The sequence below is a fragment of the Caulobacter sp. D5 genome (genome assembly GCF_003185805.1).
Lineage (GTDB): Bacteria > Pseudomonadota > Alphaproteobacteria > Caulobacterales > Caulobacteraceae > Caulobacter.
In genome coordinates, this window is record NZ_QHJY01000147.1 from 16935 (window position 1) to 32870 (window position 15936).

General features: G+C 70.5%; 14 protein-coding genes. 9 read left to right on the forward strand and 5 right to left on the reverse strand.

Annotated features, from left to right (window positions below; all coding sequences use genetic code 11):
- Positions 1–38: 38 nt before the first annotated feature.
- On the reverse strand, positions 39–1187 hold the full coding sequence (locus tag DMC18_RS27175) for a YadA-like family protein (RefSeq protein WP_110119096.1): 1149 nt from the start codon (positions 1185–1187) through the stop codon (positions 39–41).
- Positions 1188–1489: 302 nt separating this feature from the next.
- Between DMC18_RS27175 and DMC18_RS10865 the strand changes: the two genes are divergently transcribed.
- The 3 genes from DMC18_RS10865 (at position 1490) to DMC18_RS10875 (ending at position 3788) form a co-directional block, all read left to right on the forward strand.
- The gene (locus tag DMC18_RS10865; RefSeq protein WP_110119095.1) at positions 1490–2350 is read left to right on the forward strand and encodes a TIGR01459 family HAD-type hydrolase; all 861 of its coding nucleotides are present in this window, start codon (positions 1490–1492) and stop codon (positions 2348–2350) included.
- A 62-nt stretch (positions 2351–2412) separates the two neighbouring features.
- Complete coding sequence (locus DMC18_RS10870) at positions 2413–2832, forward strand: MaoC family dehydratase (protein WP_110119094.1); 420 nt, start codon at positions 2413–2415, stop codon at positions 2830–2832.
- Between the two features lie 14 nt (positions 2833–2846).
- Positions 2847–3788 (forward strand): bifunctional riboflavin kinase/FAD synthetase, encoded by a 942-nt coding sequence (locus tag DMC18_RS10875; RefSeq protein ID WP_110119099.1) that lies wholly within the window; start codon positions 2847–2849, stop codon positions 3786–3788.
- A 133-nt stretch (positions 3789–3921) separates the two neighbouring features.
- Here the strand turns inward: DMC18_RS10875 and DMC18_RS10880 are convergent, their stop codons facing one another.
- Positions 3922–5226: an acyl-CoA dehydrogenase family protein gene (locus tag DMC18_RS10880; RefSeq protein ID WP_110119093.1), complete on the reverse strand. Its 1305-nt coding sequence runs from the start codon at positions 5224–5226 to the stop codon at positions 3922–3924.
- Between the two features lie 168 nt (positions 5227–5394).
- Here DMC18_RS10880 and DMC18_RS10885 point away from each other — a divergent pair, with 168 nt between their 5' ends.
- From DMC18_RS10885 to DMC18_RS10895, 3 genes are all read left to right on the forward strand, one after another.
- Positions 5395–5985, forward strand: coding sequence for a GNAT family N-acetyltransferase (locus DMC18_RS10885; protein WP_110119092.1), 591 nt, complete (start codon positions 5395–5397; stop codon positions 5983–5985).
- 144 nt (positions 5986–6129) lie between these two features.
- The gene (locus DMC18_RS10890; protein ID WP_110119098.1) at positions 6130–7347 is read left to right on the forward strand and encodes a hypothetical protein; all 1218 of its coding nucleotides are present in this window, start codon (positions 6130–6132) and stop codon (positions 7345–7347) included.
- Between the two features lie 84 nt (positions 7348–7431).
- Positions 7432–8628, forward strand: a complete 1197-nt coding sequence (locus tag DMC18_RS10895; protein WP_110119091.1) for a hypothetical protein — start codon at positions 7432–7434, stop codon at positions 8626–8628.
- Here the strand turns inward: DMC18_RS10895 and DMC18_RS10900 are convergent.
- A complete protein-coding gene (locus tag DMC18_RS10900; RefSeq protein ID WP_110119090.1) occupies positions 8625–9029 on the reverse strand; it encodes a VOC family protein in 405 nt (134 codons plus the stop codon). The genes DMC18_RS10895 and DMC18_RS10900 overlap by 4 nt on opposite strands.
- Positions 9030–9138: 109 nt before the next feature.
- On the opposite strand from DMC18_RS10900, the gene DMC18_RS10905 reads away from it, so the two are divergent.
- Positions 9139–10356, forward strand: coding sequence for a hypothetical protein (locus DMC18_RS10905; RefSeq protein WP_110119089.1), 1218 nt, complete (start codon positions 9139–9141; stop codon positions 10354–10356).
- Between the two features lie 138 nt (positions 10357–10494).
- On the opposite strand, the gene mutL is transcribed toward DMC18_RS10905, so the two are convergent.
- Entirely contained in the window at positions 10495–12453 is a 1959-nt protein-coding gene (gene mutL, locus DMC18_RS10910; protein ID WP_110132933.1) for a DNA mismatch repair endonuclease MutL, read from the reverse strand.
- A 132-nt stretch (positions 12454–12585) separates the two neighbouring features.
- Here mutL and DMC18_RS10915 point away from each other — a divergent pair, with 132 nt between their 5' ends.
- Both DMC18_RS10915 and DMC18_RS10920 read left to right on the forward strand, forming a co-directional pair.
- Positions 12586–13584 (forward strand): TraB/GumN family protein, encoded by a 999-nt coding sequence (locus tag DMC18_RS10915; RefSeq protein ID WP_233245204.1) that lies wholly within the window; start codon positions 12586–12588, stop codon positions 13582–13584.
- 76 nt (positions 13585–13660) lie between these two features.
- On the forward strand, positions 13661–14605 hold the full coding sequence (locus tag DMC18_RS10920) for a TraB/GumN family protein (protein WP_110132934.1): 945 nt from the start codon (positions 13661–13663) through the stop codon (positions 14603–14605).
- Positions 14606–14615: 10 nt separating this feature from the next.
- Here DMC18_RS10920 and DMC18_RS10925 read toward each other — a convergent pair whose 3' ends face one another.
- A complete protein-coding gene (locus DMC18_RS10925) occupies positions 14616–15695 on the reverse strand; it encodes a S1C family serine protease (protein ID WP_110132935.1) in 1080 nt (359 codons plus the stop codon).
- Positions 15696–15936 lie beyond the last annotated feature (241 nt).

A 15936-nucleotide genomic window follows, 5' to 3' on the forward strand; every position in this document is an offset into this window, starting at 1 on the left:
GGCTCGCGCTTCTGCGCTCCGATTACCGGGTGAAATTATTACCAGGCGAAGCCGACGCTGCCGCCGCTCATCACGTCGCGGCCCGTGGCCGAGAAGCCGACGTTGTAGCTGACGGCGCGGCTGTTGTGCGAGTAGCCCACGGCGATGGCGCCCTGGCCGCGATAGCCGCCGACGGCCACGGCCAGACGGTTGGTCAGGCCTGCGCCCTGGCCGGCGTTGTTGGCGGCCATCATCGACATGGCCGAGCTCATGGCGCCGACGCCGTTCAGGCGGCTGGAGACCTCGTTGATGCGGTTGTCCATCTGGGTGGCCAGGGTATCGACGCGCCAGTCGGTATAGGCGTTGGCGGCGCTCAGAGTCGCGGCGGCCTTGGTGTCGGTATAGGCGTTGGCCGAGCTCAGGGTCGTGGCGGCGGTGGCCGTGGTGAAGGCGTTGGCCGTGGTCGCGGCGGCGGCGGCGGCCGTGTCCGTATAGGTGTTGGCCGTCGTCACCGCGGCCGCGGCGGCCGTGTCGGTGTAGGCGTTGGCGGTCGTCAGCGTCTGGGACGCGACGGTGTCGGTGTAGCTGTTGGCCGTGGTCAGGGTCTGGGCGGCCACGGTGTCGGTGTAGGTGTTGGCGGTCGAGGTGATGCTGGCCACGGCCGTGTCGGTGTAGGCGTTGGCGCTGGACAGGGTCGAGGCGCTGTAGCTTTCCAGCTGGCCCAGGTTCACCGCGTCGGTGCTGTTGACGCCGTCCGAGACGTTGGTGATGCGGCGGGTCGAGGTCGAGGTGCCGACCGAGACGGTGTTGTCCTCGTCGGCGACTGAGCCGTAGCCGATGGCGACGCTGTTGGTTCCCGTGGCGGAGGCGTAGGCGCCGAGCACCGAGCTGTAATCGCCGGTCGCCGAAGAATAGTTGCCGACGACGGTCGAGTATTCGCCCGAGGCCTCGCCGTGCGCGCCGATCTGGATCGCGGCCGTGCCGCTGGCGACGGCGCCGTGGCCGATCGCCAGGGCGTGATAGCCGCTGGCCGTGGCGCTGGCGCCCAGGGCGTTGGCGTAGTCGCCGCTGGCCGTGGCGTACTCGCCGACGGCGGCGGTGTCATAGCCCGTGGCGGTCGCGCCGGTGCCGGCCGTGGTTTGAGCAAAGGCGCCTTGAGCGGCAAAGATCGAGATCGCGATGGCCGAGCAGAACAGAGCCGACTTCATAGCAACGTTACGCACTATACTAACTCACTTACAAAACAGGCTCGGAATTCTTCCGCCGCCCCCTGTCGATGAGAAATAGTCGCCATTTCTTATTGTAAGGTGAATCGCAAATTATTAAATTCCGTAGATAAATTACCTACAATATCGAACACCGTTACTTCCCATTTTGAGAGAAATACCTATCAACAGACACTGTTGATATCTTCGCGAGCGATCACCACATGCGAAGCGCGGCCGCGCCCTTCCGGCTCGCCGCTCGCCCGCCATTGACGCTCGGACTCTCGCCCGGTACCCGCCCTGCCATGATCGACTTTCCCGCCGGCCTCTCCGCCCTGACCGACCGCTACGACGTTGTGCTCTGCGACGTGTGGGGCGTGATCCACAACGGCGTGCGCAACTTCCCGGAAGCGTGCGACGCCCTGGAGCGCTTCAACCGCGACCACGGCCCGGTGGTGCTGATCTCCAACGCCCCCCGCCCCTCGGCCGACGTGCTGTCGCAGCTGGACGGCCTGAAGGTGCAGCGCGAGGCCTGGAGCGCCTTCGTCACCAGCGGCGACGCCACGCGCTCGCTGCTGACGCCCCAGGCCGGCAAGAAGGTCTGGAAGGTCGGCCCCGACCGCGACGCGCCGCTGTGGGCCGGGCTGGACCTGACGCTGGCCGGCTGCGAGGACGCCGACTTCATCCTGTGCTCGGGCCTCTATGACGACGAGACCGAAGTCCCCGAGGACTATCGCGACCGCCTGAAGGTCGCCGCCGATCGCGGCCTGCTGTTCATCTGCGCCAATCCCGACCGGGTGGTGCAGCGCGGCGACAAGCTGATCTACTGCGCCGGCGCCCTGGCCGACCTCTATGAGGAGCTGGGCGGCAAGGTGGTGATGGCCGGCAAGCCGTTCGCGGCGATCTACGACCTGGCCCTGGCGCAGGCCGAACGCCTGAAGGGCGGCCCGGTCGATCGCTCGCGCGTGCTTTGCATCGGCGACGGCGTCATCACCGACGTGCTGGGCGCCGAGAACCAGAAGCTGGCCTGCCTGTTCATCGCCAAGGGCATCCACGGCGAGAAGGCCCTCGGCGCCGACGGCCTGCTGTCGCCCGAGGCCGTGGCCCAGTTGCTGGCCGCCGAAAGCGTCGGCGCGACCCACGCCATCGCCGATCTGGTCTGGTGAACCCCGCCCGGCGCGCTACAAAGCCCGTCTAAGAGCAATAAGAACGCAGGATCGGGGATCGCATGGGTCTCTTTCTCGAGGACTTGAGCGTCGGCCAGAGCGCCGAACTCAGCCGCACCGTGGGCGAGGCCGACATCCAGGCCTTCGCCGACGTGACCGGCGACACCAACCCCGTCCACCTCGACGCCGACTATGCGGCGGGCACCAGCTTCGGCGAGCGCATCGCCCACGGCATGCTGTCGGCCGGCTACATCTCGGCGGCGCTGGGCACCAGCCTGCCCGGTCCCGGCGCGGTCTATCTGTCGCAATCGCTGAACTTCAAGCGGCCGGTGCGCATCGGCGACACCGTCGTGGTCAAGGTGGCGGTCACCGCCATCGACGAGGCCAAGGGCCGCGTCACCCTCTCCACCACCTGCATCGTCGGCAAGAAGGCCGTGGTCGACGGCGAGGCCGTGGTCCTGGTTCCGAAGAAGGGCGCCTGAGCATGGATCCGCGCGTGCGCCTGAAGATCGTCCATGGCTGGAAGGACGTAGCGCCAGAGGAGAAGGGCGCAGCCGTAGCCCTGGGCAATTTCGACGGCGTCCATCGCGGCCACCAGCAGGTGATCGCCGAGGCCGCCCGGGCCGCGCGCGAACTGAAGGTCCCGCTGGGCGTGGTCACCTTCGACCCGCACCCCCGGCGCCTGTTCCGCCCCACCGAGCCGGCCTTCCGGCTGATGACGGTCGAGCAGCAGGCCCGCCTGCTCAGCGATCTGGGCGTCGACTTCCTCTACCTGCTGCCGTTCGACTTCGAGATGGCCACGCTGGACGATCGGGCCTTCGCCGAGCGCGTGCTGCACGACGGCCTGGGCATCCGCCACGTCGCCGTCGGCTTCGACATCTCGTTCGGCAAGGGCCGCACCGGCAGCCCCGAGGCCATGAAGGCCTATGGCGAGGAGCTGGGCTTTTCGGTCTCGGTCGCCGAACCCGTGGCCAACCGCGACGGCGAGAAGTTCTCTTCCACCGGCGTCCGCGAGGCCCTGCGCGCCGGCAAGCCCGAGGAAGCCGCCCGGATCCTGGGTCGCCCCTTCGCCATCGAGGGCGTGGTGCGCCGCGGCCAGCAGCTGGGCCGCCAGCTGGGCTTTCCCACCGCCAATGTCGAGATCGTCGACTACGTGGTGCCCAAGCTCGGCGTCTACGCCACCCGCACCCGCCTGCCCGACGGCCGGGTGATCCCGGGCGTGGCCAACCTCGGCAACAACCCGACCACCGGCGAGGTCGAGACGCGGCTGGAGACCTGGCTGTTCGACTTCGACGAGGATCTCTACGGCCAGGTCATCGAGACCCAGCTGATCGCCTTCCTGCGCCCGGAACTGAAGTTCGACAGCATCGAGCTGATGATCGACCAGATCCGCTGCGACGAGACCCAGGCCCGGGCGATCGTGGCGCCGGGGTTCTGAAACAGAGAAGGCCGCCTCACGGCGGCCTCCCCCTCCGGCCCTCTGGGCCACCTCCCCCAGAGGGGGAGGATTTTGCTGAGCAGATGCTCCCCCTCTGGGGGAGCTGTCGCGGAGCGACTGAGGGGGTCTTCCCCTACCGAATCCCCGGCACGTGCAGGGCCGCTTCCCGCTCGGCCTTCTGCTTGAAGGCCAGGTCGCCGTACTTGGAATATTCCATCCGGGCGATGGTGCGGCAGTGCACCTCGTCGGGGCCGTCGGCCAGGCGCAGGGTGCGGATGCCGGCATAGAGCTTGGCCAGGCCGAAATCGGTGGTGACGCCGCCCCCGCCGTGGGCCTGGATGGCGTCGTCGATGACCTTCAGGGCGATGCGCGGCGCGGCGACCTTGATCATCGCGATCTCGAGCCGGGCGGCCTTGTTGCCGGCCTTGTCCATCATGTCGGCGGCCTTCAGGCACAGCAGGCGGCACATCTCGATGTCGATGCGGGCCTCGGCGATGCGCTGCTCCCACACCGATTGCTCGGAGATGTACTTGCCGAAGGCCTTCCGGGTCATCAGGCGCTTGACCATCTTCTCCAGCGCCACTTCCGCGGCGCCGATGGTGCGCATGCAGTGGTGGATGCGGCCGGGGCCAAGGCGGCCCTGGGCGATCTCGAAGCCGCGGCCCTCGCCCAGGATCAGCCCGTCCTCGACCGGCACGCGGACGTCCTTGAGGATCACCTCGGCGTGGCCGTGCGGGGCGTCGTCGAAGCCGAACACCGGCAGCATGCGCACCACCTCGATGCCCGGCGCGTCCAGCGGCACCAGGATCTGGCTCTGCTGCTGGTGGGTGGAGGCGGTCGGATCGGTCTTGCCCATGACGATGGCGACCTTGCAGCGCGGATCGCCCACGCCCGAGGACCACCACTTACGGCCGTTGATCACGTAGTCGTCGCCGTCGCGCTCGATCCGGGTCTCGATGTTGGTGGCGTCGGAGCTGGCCACCTCCGGCTCGGTCATCAGGAAGGCCGAGCGGATCTGGCCGTTCATCAGCGGCCGCAGCCAGCGCTCCTTCTGCGCCAGCGTGCCGTAGCGCATCAGCACTTCCATGTTGCCGGTGTCGGGCGCCGAGCAGTTGAAGACCTCGGAGGCGAAGCCGATCTTGCCCAGCTGCTCGGCGATCAGGCTGTATTCGAGGTTGGTCAGCTGCACGCCCTCGAACTCGAAGGTGTCGTCGACATGCACCTGGCCGCTGTGCGGCGGCATGAAGAAGTTCCACAGGCCGGCGGCCTTGGCCTTGCCCTTCAGCTCCTCCAGCACCTGGACGACCTTCCAGCGCTGGTCGGCGGGAACGTCCATCTCGGCTTCGTAGGTCGGGATCGCCGGCCGCACGTGGTCCTCGATGAAGGCGTTCACCCGGTCGAGGAATTCCCGCTGACGGGGAGAGATGTCGAAGTCCATGGCGTTCCCGATCCCTGGTTCAAACACTTGTTTGAAGACGTTGTAACACCGAGTTTACGGGCGCGGCAAGCGGGCGATGCGGGGCCATTTTGAACGATCCCGCCGCTTCGGCCCCGGATCCTCGCCTGGCGGCTTGTCAGCCGCCCGCTCCTGACGGAAAACACCGCCATGAACCTGACCATCAAGCCCCTCGAAGGCCGCTACGTGCGGCTGGAGCCCGTCACCCCCGAACTGCGCGACGAGTTGCGCGGCGCCATCGACTGCGATCCCGAGAGCTGGGAGATCATGTCGGTCAACGGCTGCGGCGAAGGCTTCGAGGACTGGTGGGGCGCCCTCTTGGGCGAGAGCGACCGGGGCGAGCGCATCGGCTTCGCCATCCGCCGCAAGTCGGACGGCAAGATCGTCGGCACGTCGAGCTATCTGAACATCCGCCGCCTGCACAAGGGCCTGGAGATCGGCTCGACCTTCCTGCACCCCAGCGCCCGCTCGGGCCCGGTGAACCCGGAATCCAAGCGCCTGCTGCTGGGCCACGCCTTCGACTCCGGCGTCATCCGCGTGGAGTTCAACATCGACGTCCGCAACGCCCGCAGCCAGGCCGCGGTCGAAAAGCTGGGCGCCAGCAAGGAAGGCGTGCTGCGCAGCCACAAGATCACCTGGACCGGCCACGTGCGCGACACGGCCGTGTTCTCGATCACCGATTTCGACTGGCCGGGCGTCAAGCAGCGCCTGGAGTTCCGCCTCAGCGAGGACTTCGTCTGAGCCTGTCGCGGCGGGTCGTCGCCAGGTAGAGCTTCCAGCGATCGCGACAACCTGCCGCACCTATACCTGGGCCAAATAAGAAAAACCGACGTTATCCTTGCTTTGTAAGGATTTCGCCAAGCATTGGCCGTCAGATTGCCGATCATGACGGCCATTGCCTGCCTGCGTATCCTGCTCACCGCCGCGGAGACGGCGGGCGCCAGCGTTCCTCCTGCCCAGGTAGAGGTCGCGGCCGACCTTTATCTCAAGCATCGCTGGAAGGCCCCGCGCCGCTACGGCGTCGTCGCGCCCCTGGCCTTCGTGCTGGCCGACACCAAGGCCGAGCAGCTTGATCCCACCGAGATGCAGGCCCTGGCCATCGAGCTGGAGACCTCGCTGTTCCCCGGCCGCAAGAGCGGCCAAGTTTGTCTCATGACCTTCGAGGGCGACGAGAACGCCGTGCTGCAGTTCGCCAGCCTGTCGCAAGGCGAACTGGCGGGCCTGATGGCCGGCCGCGGCTATTCCGGCGCCCCGGGCCACGTGCAGGTGATCACCGCCGAGGAGATCCGCGCGGTGCCCAGCGCCCCCGCCGCCGCGCCCGAACCAGCGCCCGCTCCTGCAAAAACCGCCGCCAAGCCGGCCGCCCCGATCCGCCCCATCGCCGCCGTCGCGCCGGCCAAGCCCGCCGCGCCGCTGACCACCGGCTGGAGCGCCATCTACCACCTGCCCGGCGAGACCGTGGTCGGCGCCCTGCTGGGCCACAAGGCCGATCTGGCCGCGCCGCGTCCGACCGAAGATTCCGACCTGCTGGCCCGAGACCTCACCGGCCTCAACGACGCCCAGTTCGGCTTCCCGACGGTCAAGAACGGCGACGGCGCGCTGTTCCTGCCGCTCAGCTTCTGGAACCTGACCACCCCGGCCTCGCAGGAGGCCTACAAGCGCCGGCTGTCGCGCTTCCCGCTCGACCTGCAGCCGCGCCTGGGGGCCAGCGTCTACGACACCCCGCGCGAGCCCTCGATGGGCCTGCTGCAGCAGATCCGCGGCTTCCTGCAGGGCTCGTTCGCCTACATCGACCTCTGCATCTCCGATCCGAACTTCCCGGTGAACACCCTGCCGGGCGACATCGCCTCCAGCATCTCGCTGGAACTGGGCGAGGAGTCCGACGCCGAGCGGATCAAGGCCATCGCCCTCTTCGCCTCGCGCCAGTCGATCTATCGCGGCAAGGGCGTACGCCAGGCGGTGCTGGGCGTGCGCAGCGCCAAGGAGCTGGACGCCTGCCGGGCCGCCGGCCTGCGCTTCGCCGCCGGCCCCGCCGTCAGCGCCCTGCTCGACAAGCCGCCGGCCCTGGGCGCGACCCAGGAACTGCCGCTCCGGGCCGCCTAGGCGCACTCGGAAACCGGCGTTCGCGACGCTGGGTCGCAGCTGACCTATAACGCGTGATAACCTCGCTCGCGCAACCTGCGCGACATGACCGCCATCGCCTGCCTGAAGGTCTTCGTCGGGGACGATCCCGCCGAGACCGAGCGTAACGCCGCCCTCGTGGCCAAGGTCGCCGCCGAGCACCTGAAGACCGCCTGGACGGCGCCGCGCCGCCATGGGCTGGTGGCGCCGTTCTCGTTCGTGCTGGCCGATCCGCGCGCCACGCGGCTGGACGCCCGCGAACTCCAGGCCCTGGCCCGCGCCCTCCAGCACCGCCTGTTCGGCGACGACGACGCCGGCGAGATCGTCATGCTGATGTTCGAGGGCGACCAGCATGAAGTCATGCGCTTCGCCGGCCTGCCCGCCCGCCAGCTCACCCTGCTGCTGTCCGGCGAGGAGGACGCCTCCCTGGCCGGCCGCGTCTGCCGCATCACCCCGCGCGAGGTGCGCTCGGTCATGCCGATGGGCGGCCCGATCACCGGCGTGCCCACCATGGAGGCCCTGGCCCGCCTGTGCCCGCGCCCGCTGCCGGCCCGGGTGGCCTGGCGCGGCGTCTATCACACCGGCCGCCAGCTCTTCGTCGGCAACGTCGCCGTCTGGCGCGAGGCGGGCCACGCCGGCGTCGCCTACGAGACCTATGTCGACGGCCAGCGCGCCCTGCACGACATGGCCATCCTCAAGGGCGCGATCGCCGCGCTCGGCCCCAACACCGGCGTCGCCTACGTGCCGATCGGCTTTTCTTCGGTGCTGAAGCCCGGTCTGCGGGCCGAGCTGGAGAGCCGTCTGCGCGCCCTGCCCGGCGACCTGCGCGGACGGCTGGCGGCGGGCGTCTACGGCGTGCCCCGCGCGCCGTCCCTGGTCGCCCTGCGCCAGCTGAAGGCGTTCCTCGATCCCTATTTCAGCCGTCTGGACCTGCGGGTCAGCGATCCGGCCTTCCAGGTCGAGGACCTGCCGCCGACCCTGGCCGCCAGCATCACCTTCCAGCCCGAGGGCGACACCGAGGCCAACCGCCTGGCCGCCATCGCCCGCTTCCTCAAGGACGCCCCGCTCTATCGCCGCCGCCAGGTCTGGCAGGGCGTCAGCGACCTGCGCGGCCCGCGCGAGCTGGCCGCGGCCCTGGACCAGGGCGCCTCGTTCGTCAGCGGCGGCATGGTCACCGAACTGCTGGAAGCGCCGACCACCGTCGCGCCCTATCCGCGCGGCCAGCTGCCGCTCTACGGCTGGACCGCCGAGGCGGCGGCTTAGGGCGTCTCGAACGTGAACACCACGCTGTCGGCAGAGCGCTGGGCCGGGCCGTGGAACACCGCCTCGATGTTGTTGCCGTCCGGATCCCACAGGAAGGCGGCGTAGTAGCCAGGGTGGTAGGGCCGCTCGCCCGGCCCGCCGTTGTCGCGCCCGCCGGCCGAAAGGCCCGCCGCGTGAAAGCGCCGCACGGTGTCCTGGTCCTTGGCCTGGAAGGCGAGATGCACGTGGGTGGCCGGCTCGCCGGCGTCGATCCACAGCTCGTCGGCCGACAGGTGATCCCCGGCGTCGTCGAAGGGAACGCCCAGAGCCTCCAGCACCGCCCGGTAGAAGCGTTTGGTCGCCTCCAGGTCCCTGGCGCGCAGGTGGACATGGTCGATCAGCCGGCCGCGATGGATCTGCATGACGATCTCCTCCCCCGCCACAACGCGTCGGAAAGACCGAGGTTCGTGCGACGTCTGGCCGCAACCGCATAGGCGCCTATCGGTAACCACCGCGCGCGAAGGTTGCTCCATGACTGCCGTAGCGTGCCTGAAGATCTTCGTCGGCGACGAACTCCGTTTCGCGGACAACGACGCCATGGCCGCCCTCGTGGCCAAGGTGGCCGGGGCCTATCTGGAAACCACCTGGCTGCATCCGCGCCGCTACGGCCTGGTGGCGCCGTTCACCTTCGTCCTGGCCGACCCCCGCGCCACGCGGCTCGACGCCCGCGAACTTCAGGCCATGGCCCGCGACATGCAGCGCAAGATGTTCGGCGTCGAGGGCGACGGCGAGGTCAGCCTGCTGCTGGTCGAGGGCGACCAGGCCGAGGTCATGCGCTTTGGCGGCATGTCGCTGGCGGCCGTGCGGGCCCTGATGGTCGATGGGGCCTATCCCGAGGGCCTGGGCCGGGTCTGCAAGGTCACGCCCGACGGCGTGGTCTCCCTGGCCCCGCCCGGCGGACCGGTGGCCGGCGAGCCGCCGATGGAGGCCCTGCCCAAGATCGTCTCGCGCCCCGAACCGACCGGCCCGCTGGGCTTCCGCGGCGTCTATCACCTGCAACGCGAACTCTTCGTCGGCAGCGTCGTCGTGCACGCCCTCGTCGAGCGCCGCGCCTTCGACCAGGACGTCCACGCCGAGGCCGAGGACGCCGACGCAGCGGCCCTGGCGGCGCTGCCCGCCCTGCTGAAGGCCGACGAGGCCGGCGTGATCTTCGTGCCGATCTGCTTCTCCAGCCTGGTCAAGCCGATCGGCCGCAACCTTCTGACCGTCGGGCTGTCGGCCCTGCCGGCCTCGGCGCGCGGCCGCCTGGCGGCCGGCATCTACGACACCCCGCGCGTCCCCTCGTTCTCGGCCCTGTCGCAGATCAAGTCGTTCCTGGCGCCCTATTTCTCGCGGCTGGACCTGCGGGTGCGCGATCCGGCCTTCCGGGTCGAGGACCTGCCGCCCGACTTCGCCAGCAGCGTCACCCTCGACCTGCCCGACGCCGTCGAAAGCGAACGGCTGGCGGCCATCGACCGCTTCATGCGCGAGGGACCGACCTATCGCCGCAAGCGCATCTGGCAGGGCGTCACCGGCGTCTCACGCCGCCGCGAACTGCTGGCCTGCGTCGATCACGAGGTGCCGTTCGTCACCGGCCCCGAAGTCACCGACCTGCTGCACGCCCCGGCCACCGTCTCGCCCTTCGCCCGACCGATGCTGCCGCTGCACGACTGGCACGAGGTGCAGTCGCTGGACCCGCAGGTGGCTTGAGACCCTCCCCCTGAAGGGGGAGGTGTCGGCGAAGCCGACGGAGGGGGACGTACTTGCCGAAGCGGCGAGCGATCTGCGTCAGCAGCCTCTTCCCCCTCCGGCCCTTCGGGCCACCTCCCCCTTCAGGGGGAGGATCTGTTACCGCCGCCCGAACAGCTTCTCGATGTCGGACAGCTTCAGCTCCACATAGGTCGGGCGGCCGTGGTTGCACTGGCCCGAGTGGGGCGTGGCTTCCATCTCGCGCAGCAGGGCGTTCATCTCGGCGGCGTTGAGGCGGCGGCCGGCGCGGACGCTGCCGTGGCAGGCCATGGTCGAGCAGACCTCCTCCAGCCGCTCCTTCAGGGCCAGGGCCTGGCCGTTCTCGGCCAGGTCGTCGGCGATGTCGCGCACCAGGCCCGCCGCGTCGGCCTTGCCCAGCAGGGCCGGCGTCTCGCGCACCAGCACCGCGCCGGGGCCGAAGCTTTCGAGGACGAGACCGAGCGAAGACAGCTCCTCGGCCCGCGCCACGACGCGCTCGGCCTCGGCCGGATCCAGCTCGACCACCTCGGGCAGCAGCAGGGTCTGGCGGGCGACGCCGCCGGCCTCCATCTCGTGCTTCATCCGCTCGTAGACCAGGCGCTCGTGGGCCGCGTGCTGGTCGACGATGACGACGCCGTCGCGGGTCTGGGCGACGATATAGGTCTCGTGCACCTGGGCCCGGGCCGCGCCCAGCGGGAAGTCGATCGGGTCGAAGGGCTGGCTCGGAGCGTAGTCCTGCGAGGGATAGGCCACCGACGGCGGCGCGTCGTAGCCGCCATAGGCCGCCTCGCGCACGGCCTCGGCCACGCCGCCGCCCGCGAAGCCGCCGCCCCCGAAGCCGCCGCCCAGGGTCCGATACGCCTCCTCCGGCCGCGCCTCGTGGCGGGCCGAGACGTCCGACAGCCCCGGCAGGTCCATCGGACGCTGGGTCGGCGGCGTCCAGCCGCCCTCGCGCCAGGCCGAGAAGCCGGCCGGCGACGGACCCGGCTGGTATCCGGGGTACACGTTCTGCGCGCGAATGCTGTCCAGGGCCTGGGCGGCCGTGGTGGTCGAGGCGCGGTGGCCGGCGCCGGCCAGGGCGTGGCGCAGGGCCCCGACGATCAGACCGCGCACCAGGGCCGGATCCCGGAAGCGCACCTCGGCCTTGGCCGGGTGCACGTTGACGTCCACCTCCGAGGTGTCGAGCGTCACGTACAGCGCCGCGCTGGGGTGGCGGTCGCGGGCCAGGAAATCGGCATAGGCCGCACGCAGGGCGCCTTGCAGCAGCCGGTCACGCACCGGCCGGCCGTTGACGAACAGGTACTGGTGGGCGGCGTTGCCGCGGTTGTAGGTCGGCAGGCCGGCAAAGCCCGACAGCCGCACGCCGTCGCGGGTCTGGTCGATCTCCAGCGCATTGTCCTGGAAGTCGCGGCCCAGCACGGCGGCCAGGCGCGCCAGCCGACCTTGAGGACCCGGATGCTCGGGCGGCAGGCGCAGGATGCGGCGGCCGTCGATGTCGAGGCTGAAACCCACCGACTCGTGGGCCATGGCCTGGCGCTTCAGCTCCTCGGTGATCGCCTGGGCCTCGGCCCGCTCGGACTTCATGAACTTCAGGCGGGCCGGCGTGGCGTAGAACAGGTCGCGCACCTCGATGCGGGTGCCGTTGTCGCCGGCGAAGGCGGCGGGGGCCACGTCGTCCACCCGGCCGCCCTCGACCAGGATCGACCAGGCCTCGCGCTGGCCCTTGGCGCGCGAGCTGATCTGCAGCCGCGCCACCGAGCCGATCGACGGCAGGGCCTCGCCGCGGAAGCCCATGGTGTGGATGCGCAGCAGGTCCCACAGCCCCTCGTCGTCGGGGGCGAGCTTGGAGGTGGCGTGGCGCTCGATGGCCACCGGCAGCTCCTCGGCGCTCATGCCGCAGCCGTCGTCGGCGACCAGGATCCTGGTCAGGCCGCCGCCGTGGGCTTCCACCTCGATGCGGGTCGCGCCGGCGTCGATGGCGTTGTCGACCAGTTCCTTGATGGCGCTCGCGGGCCGCTCGACCACCTCGCCGGCGGCGATGCGGTTGACGGTCTCGGGCGGCAGGCGGCGGATCGGCATGGAAAACGGACTTTCGGGCGCAGGCGAGCCTGCATTGCGGCGACTTAATTTGACCGCCCCGGTTGAGAACGGTTCAGCTTGCAAGGAACCGCCATTCTAGAACGATTCCGAACAAGCCGAGGACGAGAGATAGTGATCAAGCGTGTCGCCGCAGCCCCCGCCCTCGCGGGTTTCCTCCTGGCGCTCGCCGCCGGCCCCGCCCTGGCGCAGCAGGCGGTCGACGCCTCCGGGCCGATCGCGCTGCAACGGGTCGATCCCAACGAGAACCTGGTCGAGGAACTGATCGTCAACGCCCGCCTCCCCGGGCCGGCCTGGTGGAAGGTCAGCGACGGCGACACCACCGTCTACGTGCTGGGCGTGCCGGCCATGGTCCCCACCGACACCAAGGCCGAAGAGTCGGTGCTGCGCCGGCGGCTGGACGGGGCCAACGTGCTGATCATGGGCCAGGAGGCCGATGTCAGCGTCGTGCGCCTGATCGCCCTGGCCATGGGCGGCCGCAAGCTGTTCGTCTCCGACCGGCCGATGCGCCAGACCCTGCCGCCGGACCTGCGCCAGCGTCTGGAAGCGCGGCTGAAGGCGATGAAGGAAAAGCCGGACGCGATGGACGACACCAAGCCCGCCTTCGCCGGCTTCCTGGTCGCCAACAGCCAGGACGGCAATGTCTCGATCAGCGTCGGCGGCGTCACCGACCGCATCCGCGACATCGCCAGGAGCCGGGACCTGGCCAAGCGTCCCCGCATCCAGAACCTCTCGGGCTACAGCCTCGCCGACGCCATCAAGGCCCTGGCGACCGCGCCGCAGCCCCTGCAGCTGCTGTGCCTGGACGCGGGCCTGCGCCAGGCCGAGAGCGGCGAAGGCGGGATCAAGACCACCGCCCGGCGCTGGTCCGAGGGCCAGGTGCGCGACGTGGTCGCGGCCGATCGCGGCTTCCAGCGCTGCCTGGACTCGACCCCGTCGATCGCCCGCGAACTGCGCGACGGCCGCGACGACGCCGTCAAGGCGATCGAGGCGGCCCTGAAAAAGCCGGGCAAGGCCGTCGCCGTCATCGAACTGCGTTCGCTTCTGGCCCAGGATGGGGTGCTCGACCAGCTGCGGGCCAAGGGCCTGAAGGTCTCCACCCCGGACGAGTGACGCCCGACAAGTGACACGGGGCGAGTGACACAGGGTGAGTGACACGGGGCGAAGGGCGCCAGGGAGGGAAGACATCTTGCGAAAACCGACCCTGATCCTGGCCGCCCTGACGGCTCTGGCGGCGGCCTCCGGCGCATGCGCCCAGGTCATCGACGACCCCGAGGCCAATGTCGTCGAGTCCCTGGTGGTCCAGGCCAAGCTGCCCGGCCCGGCCTGGTGGAAGGTCAGCGACGGCGACACGACGATCTACGTGCTGGGCATCCCCGGCAGCGTGCCCCAACGCCTGGACTGGGACACCTCGGTGCTCGACCGGCGGCTGGACGGCGCCTTCGTCCTGCTGACCCCGGCGGTGAACCGCACCCAGCTGGCGGACCTGCCCATCTTCCTCAGGACGCGCCGGCGGTTGAAGGACGGCTCGTCCCTGACGCAGGTGGCCCCGGACCTGGCGGCCCGTCTCGACCGCGCCTGGAACAGGACCCACGCCAGCGGCGATTGGCGTGACTGGAAGCCGCTGGGGGCGGGGCTGATGCTGGCGGCCGCCGCCCGCAACGACGCCAGGCTGACGACCAGTCAGCCGGACCGCACGATCAATCGCCTGGCCCGCAAGCACAGGGTTCCGATGCGGCCGGCGGCGATCTACGAGGCCACGCCGCTGCTCGAAGCCGTGGTCGCCCAGCATTCCGACGCCGCGGGCCTGGCCTGCCTGGAAGGCGTGCTGGACGAGGTCGAGGCCGGGCCGGAGCCCATACGCCGCGCCGCCCGCGCCTGGGCTGACGGCGACGTGCGCGGCGCGCTCGCGGTCCCGCGCCAGGGCGAGCGCTGCGCCATGGTCCTGCCGGGCGTCGCCGACCGGCTGCGCAAGAGCTCGGCCGCCCAGGTCGAGGCGATCAGCCAGGCGATGGACACGCCCGGCAAGGCGGTGGCGATCTTCTCGCTGCGCAGCCTGGTGGCCCAGGGCGGCGTGCTCGACACCCTGCGGGCGCGCGGCTTCAAGGTGACGACGCCGGAGAGCGCGAACTAGCCGCCCCCCCCTAGCCGCCCTTGCGCCTGAGCCTCGGCGTGATCGTCGTGGTCATCAGCCGGCCCTCGCGGATCAGCACGAAAGGCGTCGGCACGTCGATGCAGGCGTGGTCGAGCACCCGCAGCATGTCGTCCAGGCCGGTCAAAGGGCGTTCGCCGGCCTTGATCAGCAGGTCGCCGGCCCGCACCCCGGCCTTGGCGGCGGGGCCGCCCGGGTCCGTCTGGGCGACGAACACCGCATAGCCCTGGGTGACGCCGGTCGAGCGGGCCAGCAGCGGCGGCACCGGCGCCTGCTGGGCGACGACGCCGATCGAGGCCCGCCGCACCTGGCCGTGGGCCAGAAGCTCGCCGATCACGAAGCGGGCGGTGTTGGCGGCCACGGCGAAGCACAGGCCCGGATAGCCGACGATGACGGCGGTCGCCACGCCCACCACCTCGCCGTTGGAGGCCACCAGCGGCCCGCCGCTGTTGCCGGGATTGAGGGCGGCGTCGGTCTGGATCAGGTCCTCGATCAGCCGCCCGCGCTCGCCGCGCAGGCTGCGGCCCAGCGCCGAGACCACCCCCGTGGTCACCGTGGCCTCGAAGCCGAGCGGCGCGCCGATGGCGATGACCAGCTGGCCGCGCCGCAGGGCCTTGGAATCGCCCAGCCGCACCGGCGGCAGGTCGACCGGCTGGTCGATCTTCAGCAGGGCAAGGTCGGTGTCGGGATCATCGCCGATGCAGCGCGCCGTCAGGCTGCGGCCGTCGGCGGTGATGACCACGAAGCGGCGCGCGCCCTGCACCACGTGGCTGTTGGTCAGCAGCACCCCGCCCTCGGCCACGGCGAAGCCCGAGCCCACGCCCTGCAGGTTGGGATCGTCGAGCATCGGGTGGATGCGCACCACGCTGGGGCCGACCGTCTCGACGGCCCGGACCACGGCGTTGGAATAGGCGTCCAGCAGATCGCCCTCATCGGCCCGGGCCGGACGCGCCGGCGGCGTCCCCGCGTCGAACACGAACTGGGCCTCGGCCGGATAGGCCAGGATTTCCCGCGCCCGGCCGGGGCGCGGGCGCCTGGCCCTCGCGAACAGTTCGTACTTCCGAGCCTTCATCCCCGCCCCCCGCCCCCGTCCCCTGGGGCCTGCGCCGGGGGAAAGGTTAACGATGACGGCGTTCGGCGATCAAGCCTTCTTCACGCCCGGCTCAGCGCGAGCCTTCGGCCAGCACCGCCGGCGAGACGCTGGCGACCGGGATCACGAAGCCCTGCGGACGGGGCGGCGCTTGCGGCGCGGCGGCCGGCGCGGGCAGGCCGGCCCCCGCCGCGTCGTTGACGCACTGGGCCGTGTCGATCAG

What these genes read in the sequence shown, in the direction of transcription:
- DMC18_RS27175 (WP_110119096.1), bottom strand. Translation starts at nt 1,187, where the DNA reads ATGAAGTCGGCTCTGTTCTGCTCGGCCATCGCGATCTCGATCTTTGCC.
- DMC18_RS10865 (WP_110119095.1), top strand. Translation starts at nt 1,490, where the DNA reads ATGATCGACTTTCCCGCCGGCCTCTCCGCCCTGACCGACCGCTACGAC.
- DMC18_RS10870 (WP_110119094.1), top strand. Translation starts at nt 2,413, where the DNA reads ATGGGTCTCTTTCTCGAGGACTTGAGCGTCGGCCAGAGCGCCGAACTC.
- DMC18_RS10880 (WP_110119093.1), bottom strand. Translation starts at nt 5,226, where the DNA reads ATGGACTTCGACATCTCTCCCCGTCAGCGGGAATTCCTCGACCGGGTG.
- DMC18_RS10885 (WP_110119092.1), top strand. Translation starts at nt 5,395, where the DNA reads ATGAACCTGACCATCAAGCCCCTCGAAGGCCGCTACGTGCGGCTGGAG.
- DMC18_RS10890 (WP_110119098.1), top strand. Translation starts at nt 6,130, where the DNA reads ATGACGGCCATTGCCTGCCTGCGTATCCTGCTCACCGCCGCGGAGACG.
- DMC18_RS10895 (WP_110119091.1), top strand. Translation starts at nt 7,432, where the DNA reads ATGACCGCCATCGCCTGCCTGAAGGTCTTCGTCGGGGACGATCCCGCC.
- DMC18_RS10900 (WP_110119090.1), bottom strand. Translation starts at nt 9,029, where the DNA reads ATGCAGATCCATCGCGGCCGGCTGATCGACCATGTCCACCTGCGCGCC.
- DMC18_RS10905 (WP_110119089.1), top strand. Translation starts at nt 9,139, where the DNA reads ATGACTGCCGTAGCGTGCCTGAAGATCTTCGTCGGCGACGAACTCCGT.
- mutL (WP_110132933.1), bottom strand. Translation starts at nt 12,453, where the DNA reads ATGCCGATCCGCCGCCTGCCGCCCGAGACCGTCAACCGCATCGCCGCC.
- DMC18_RS10925 (WP_110132935.1), bottom strand. Translation starts at nt 15,695, where the DNA reads ATGAAGGCTCGGAAGTACGAACTGTTCGCGAGGGCCAGGCGCCCGCGC.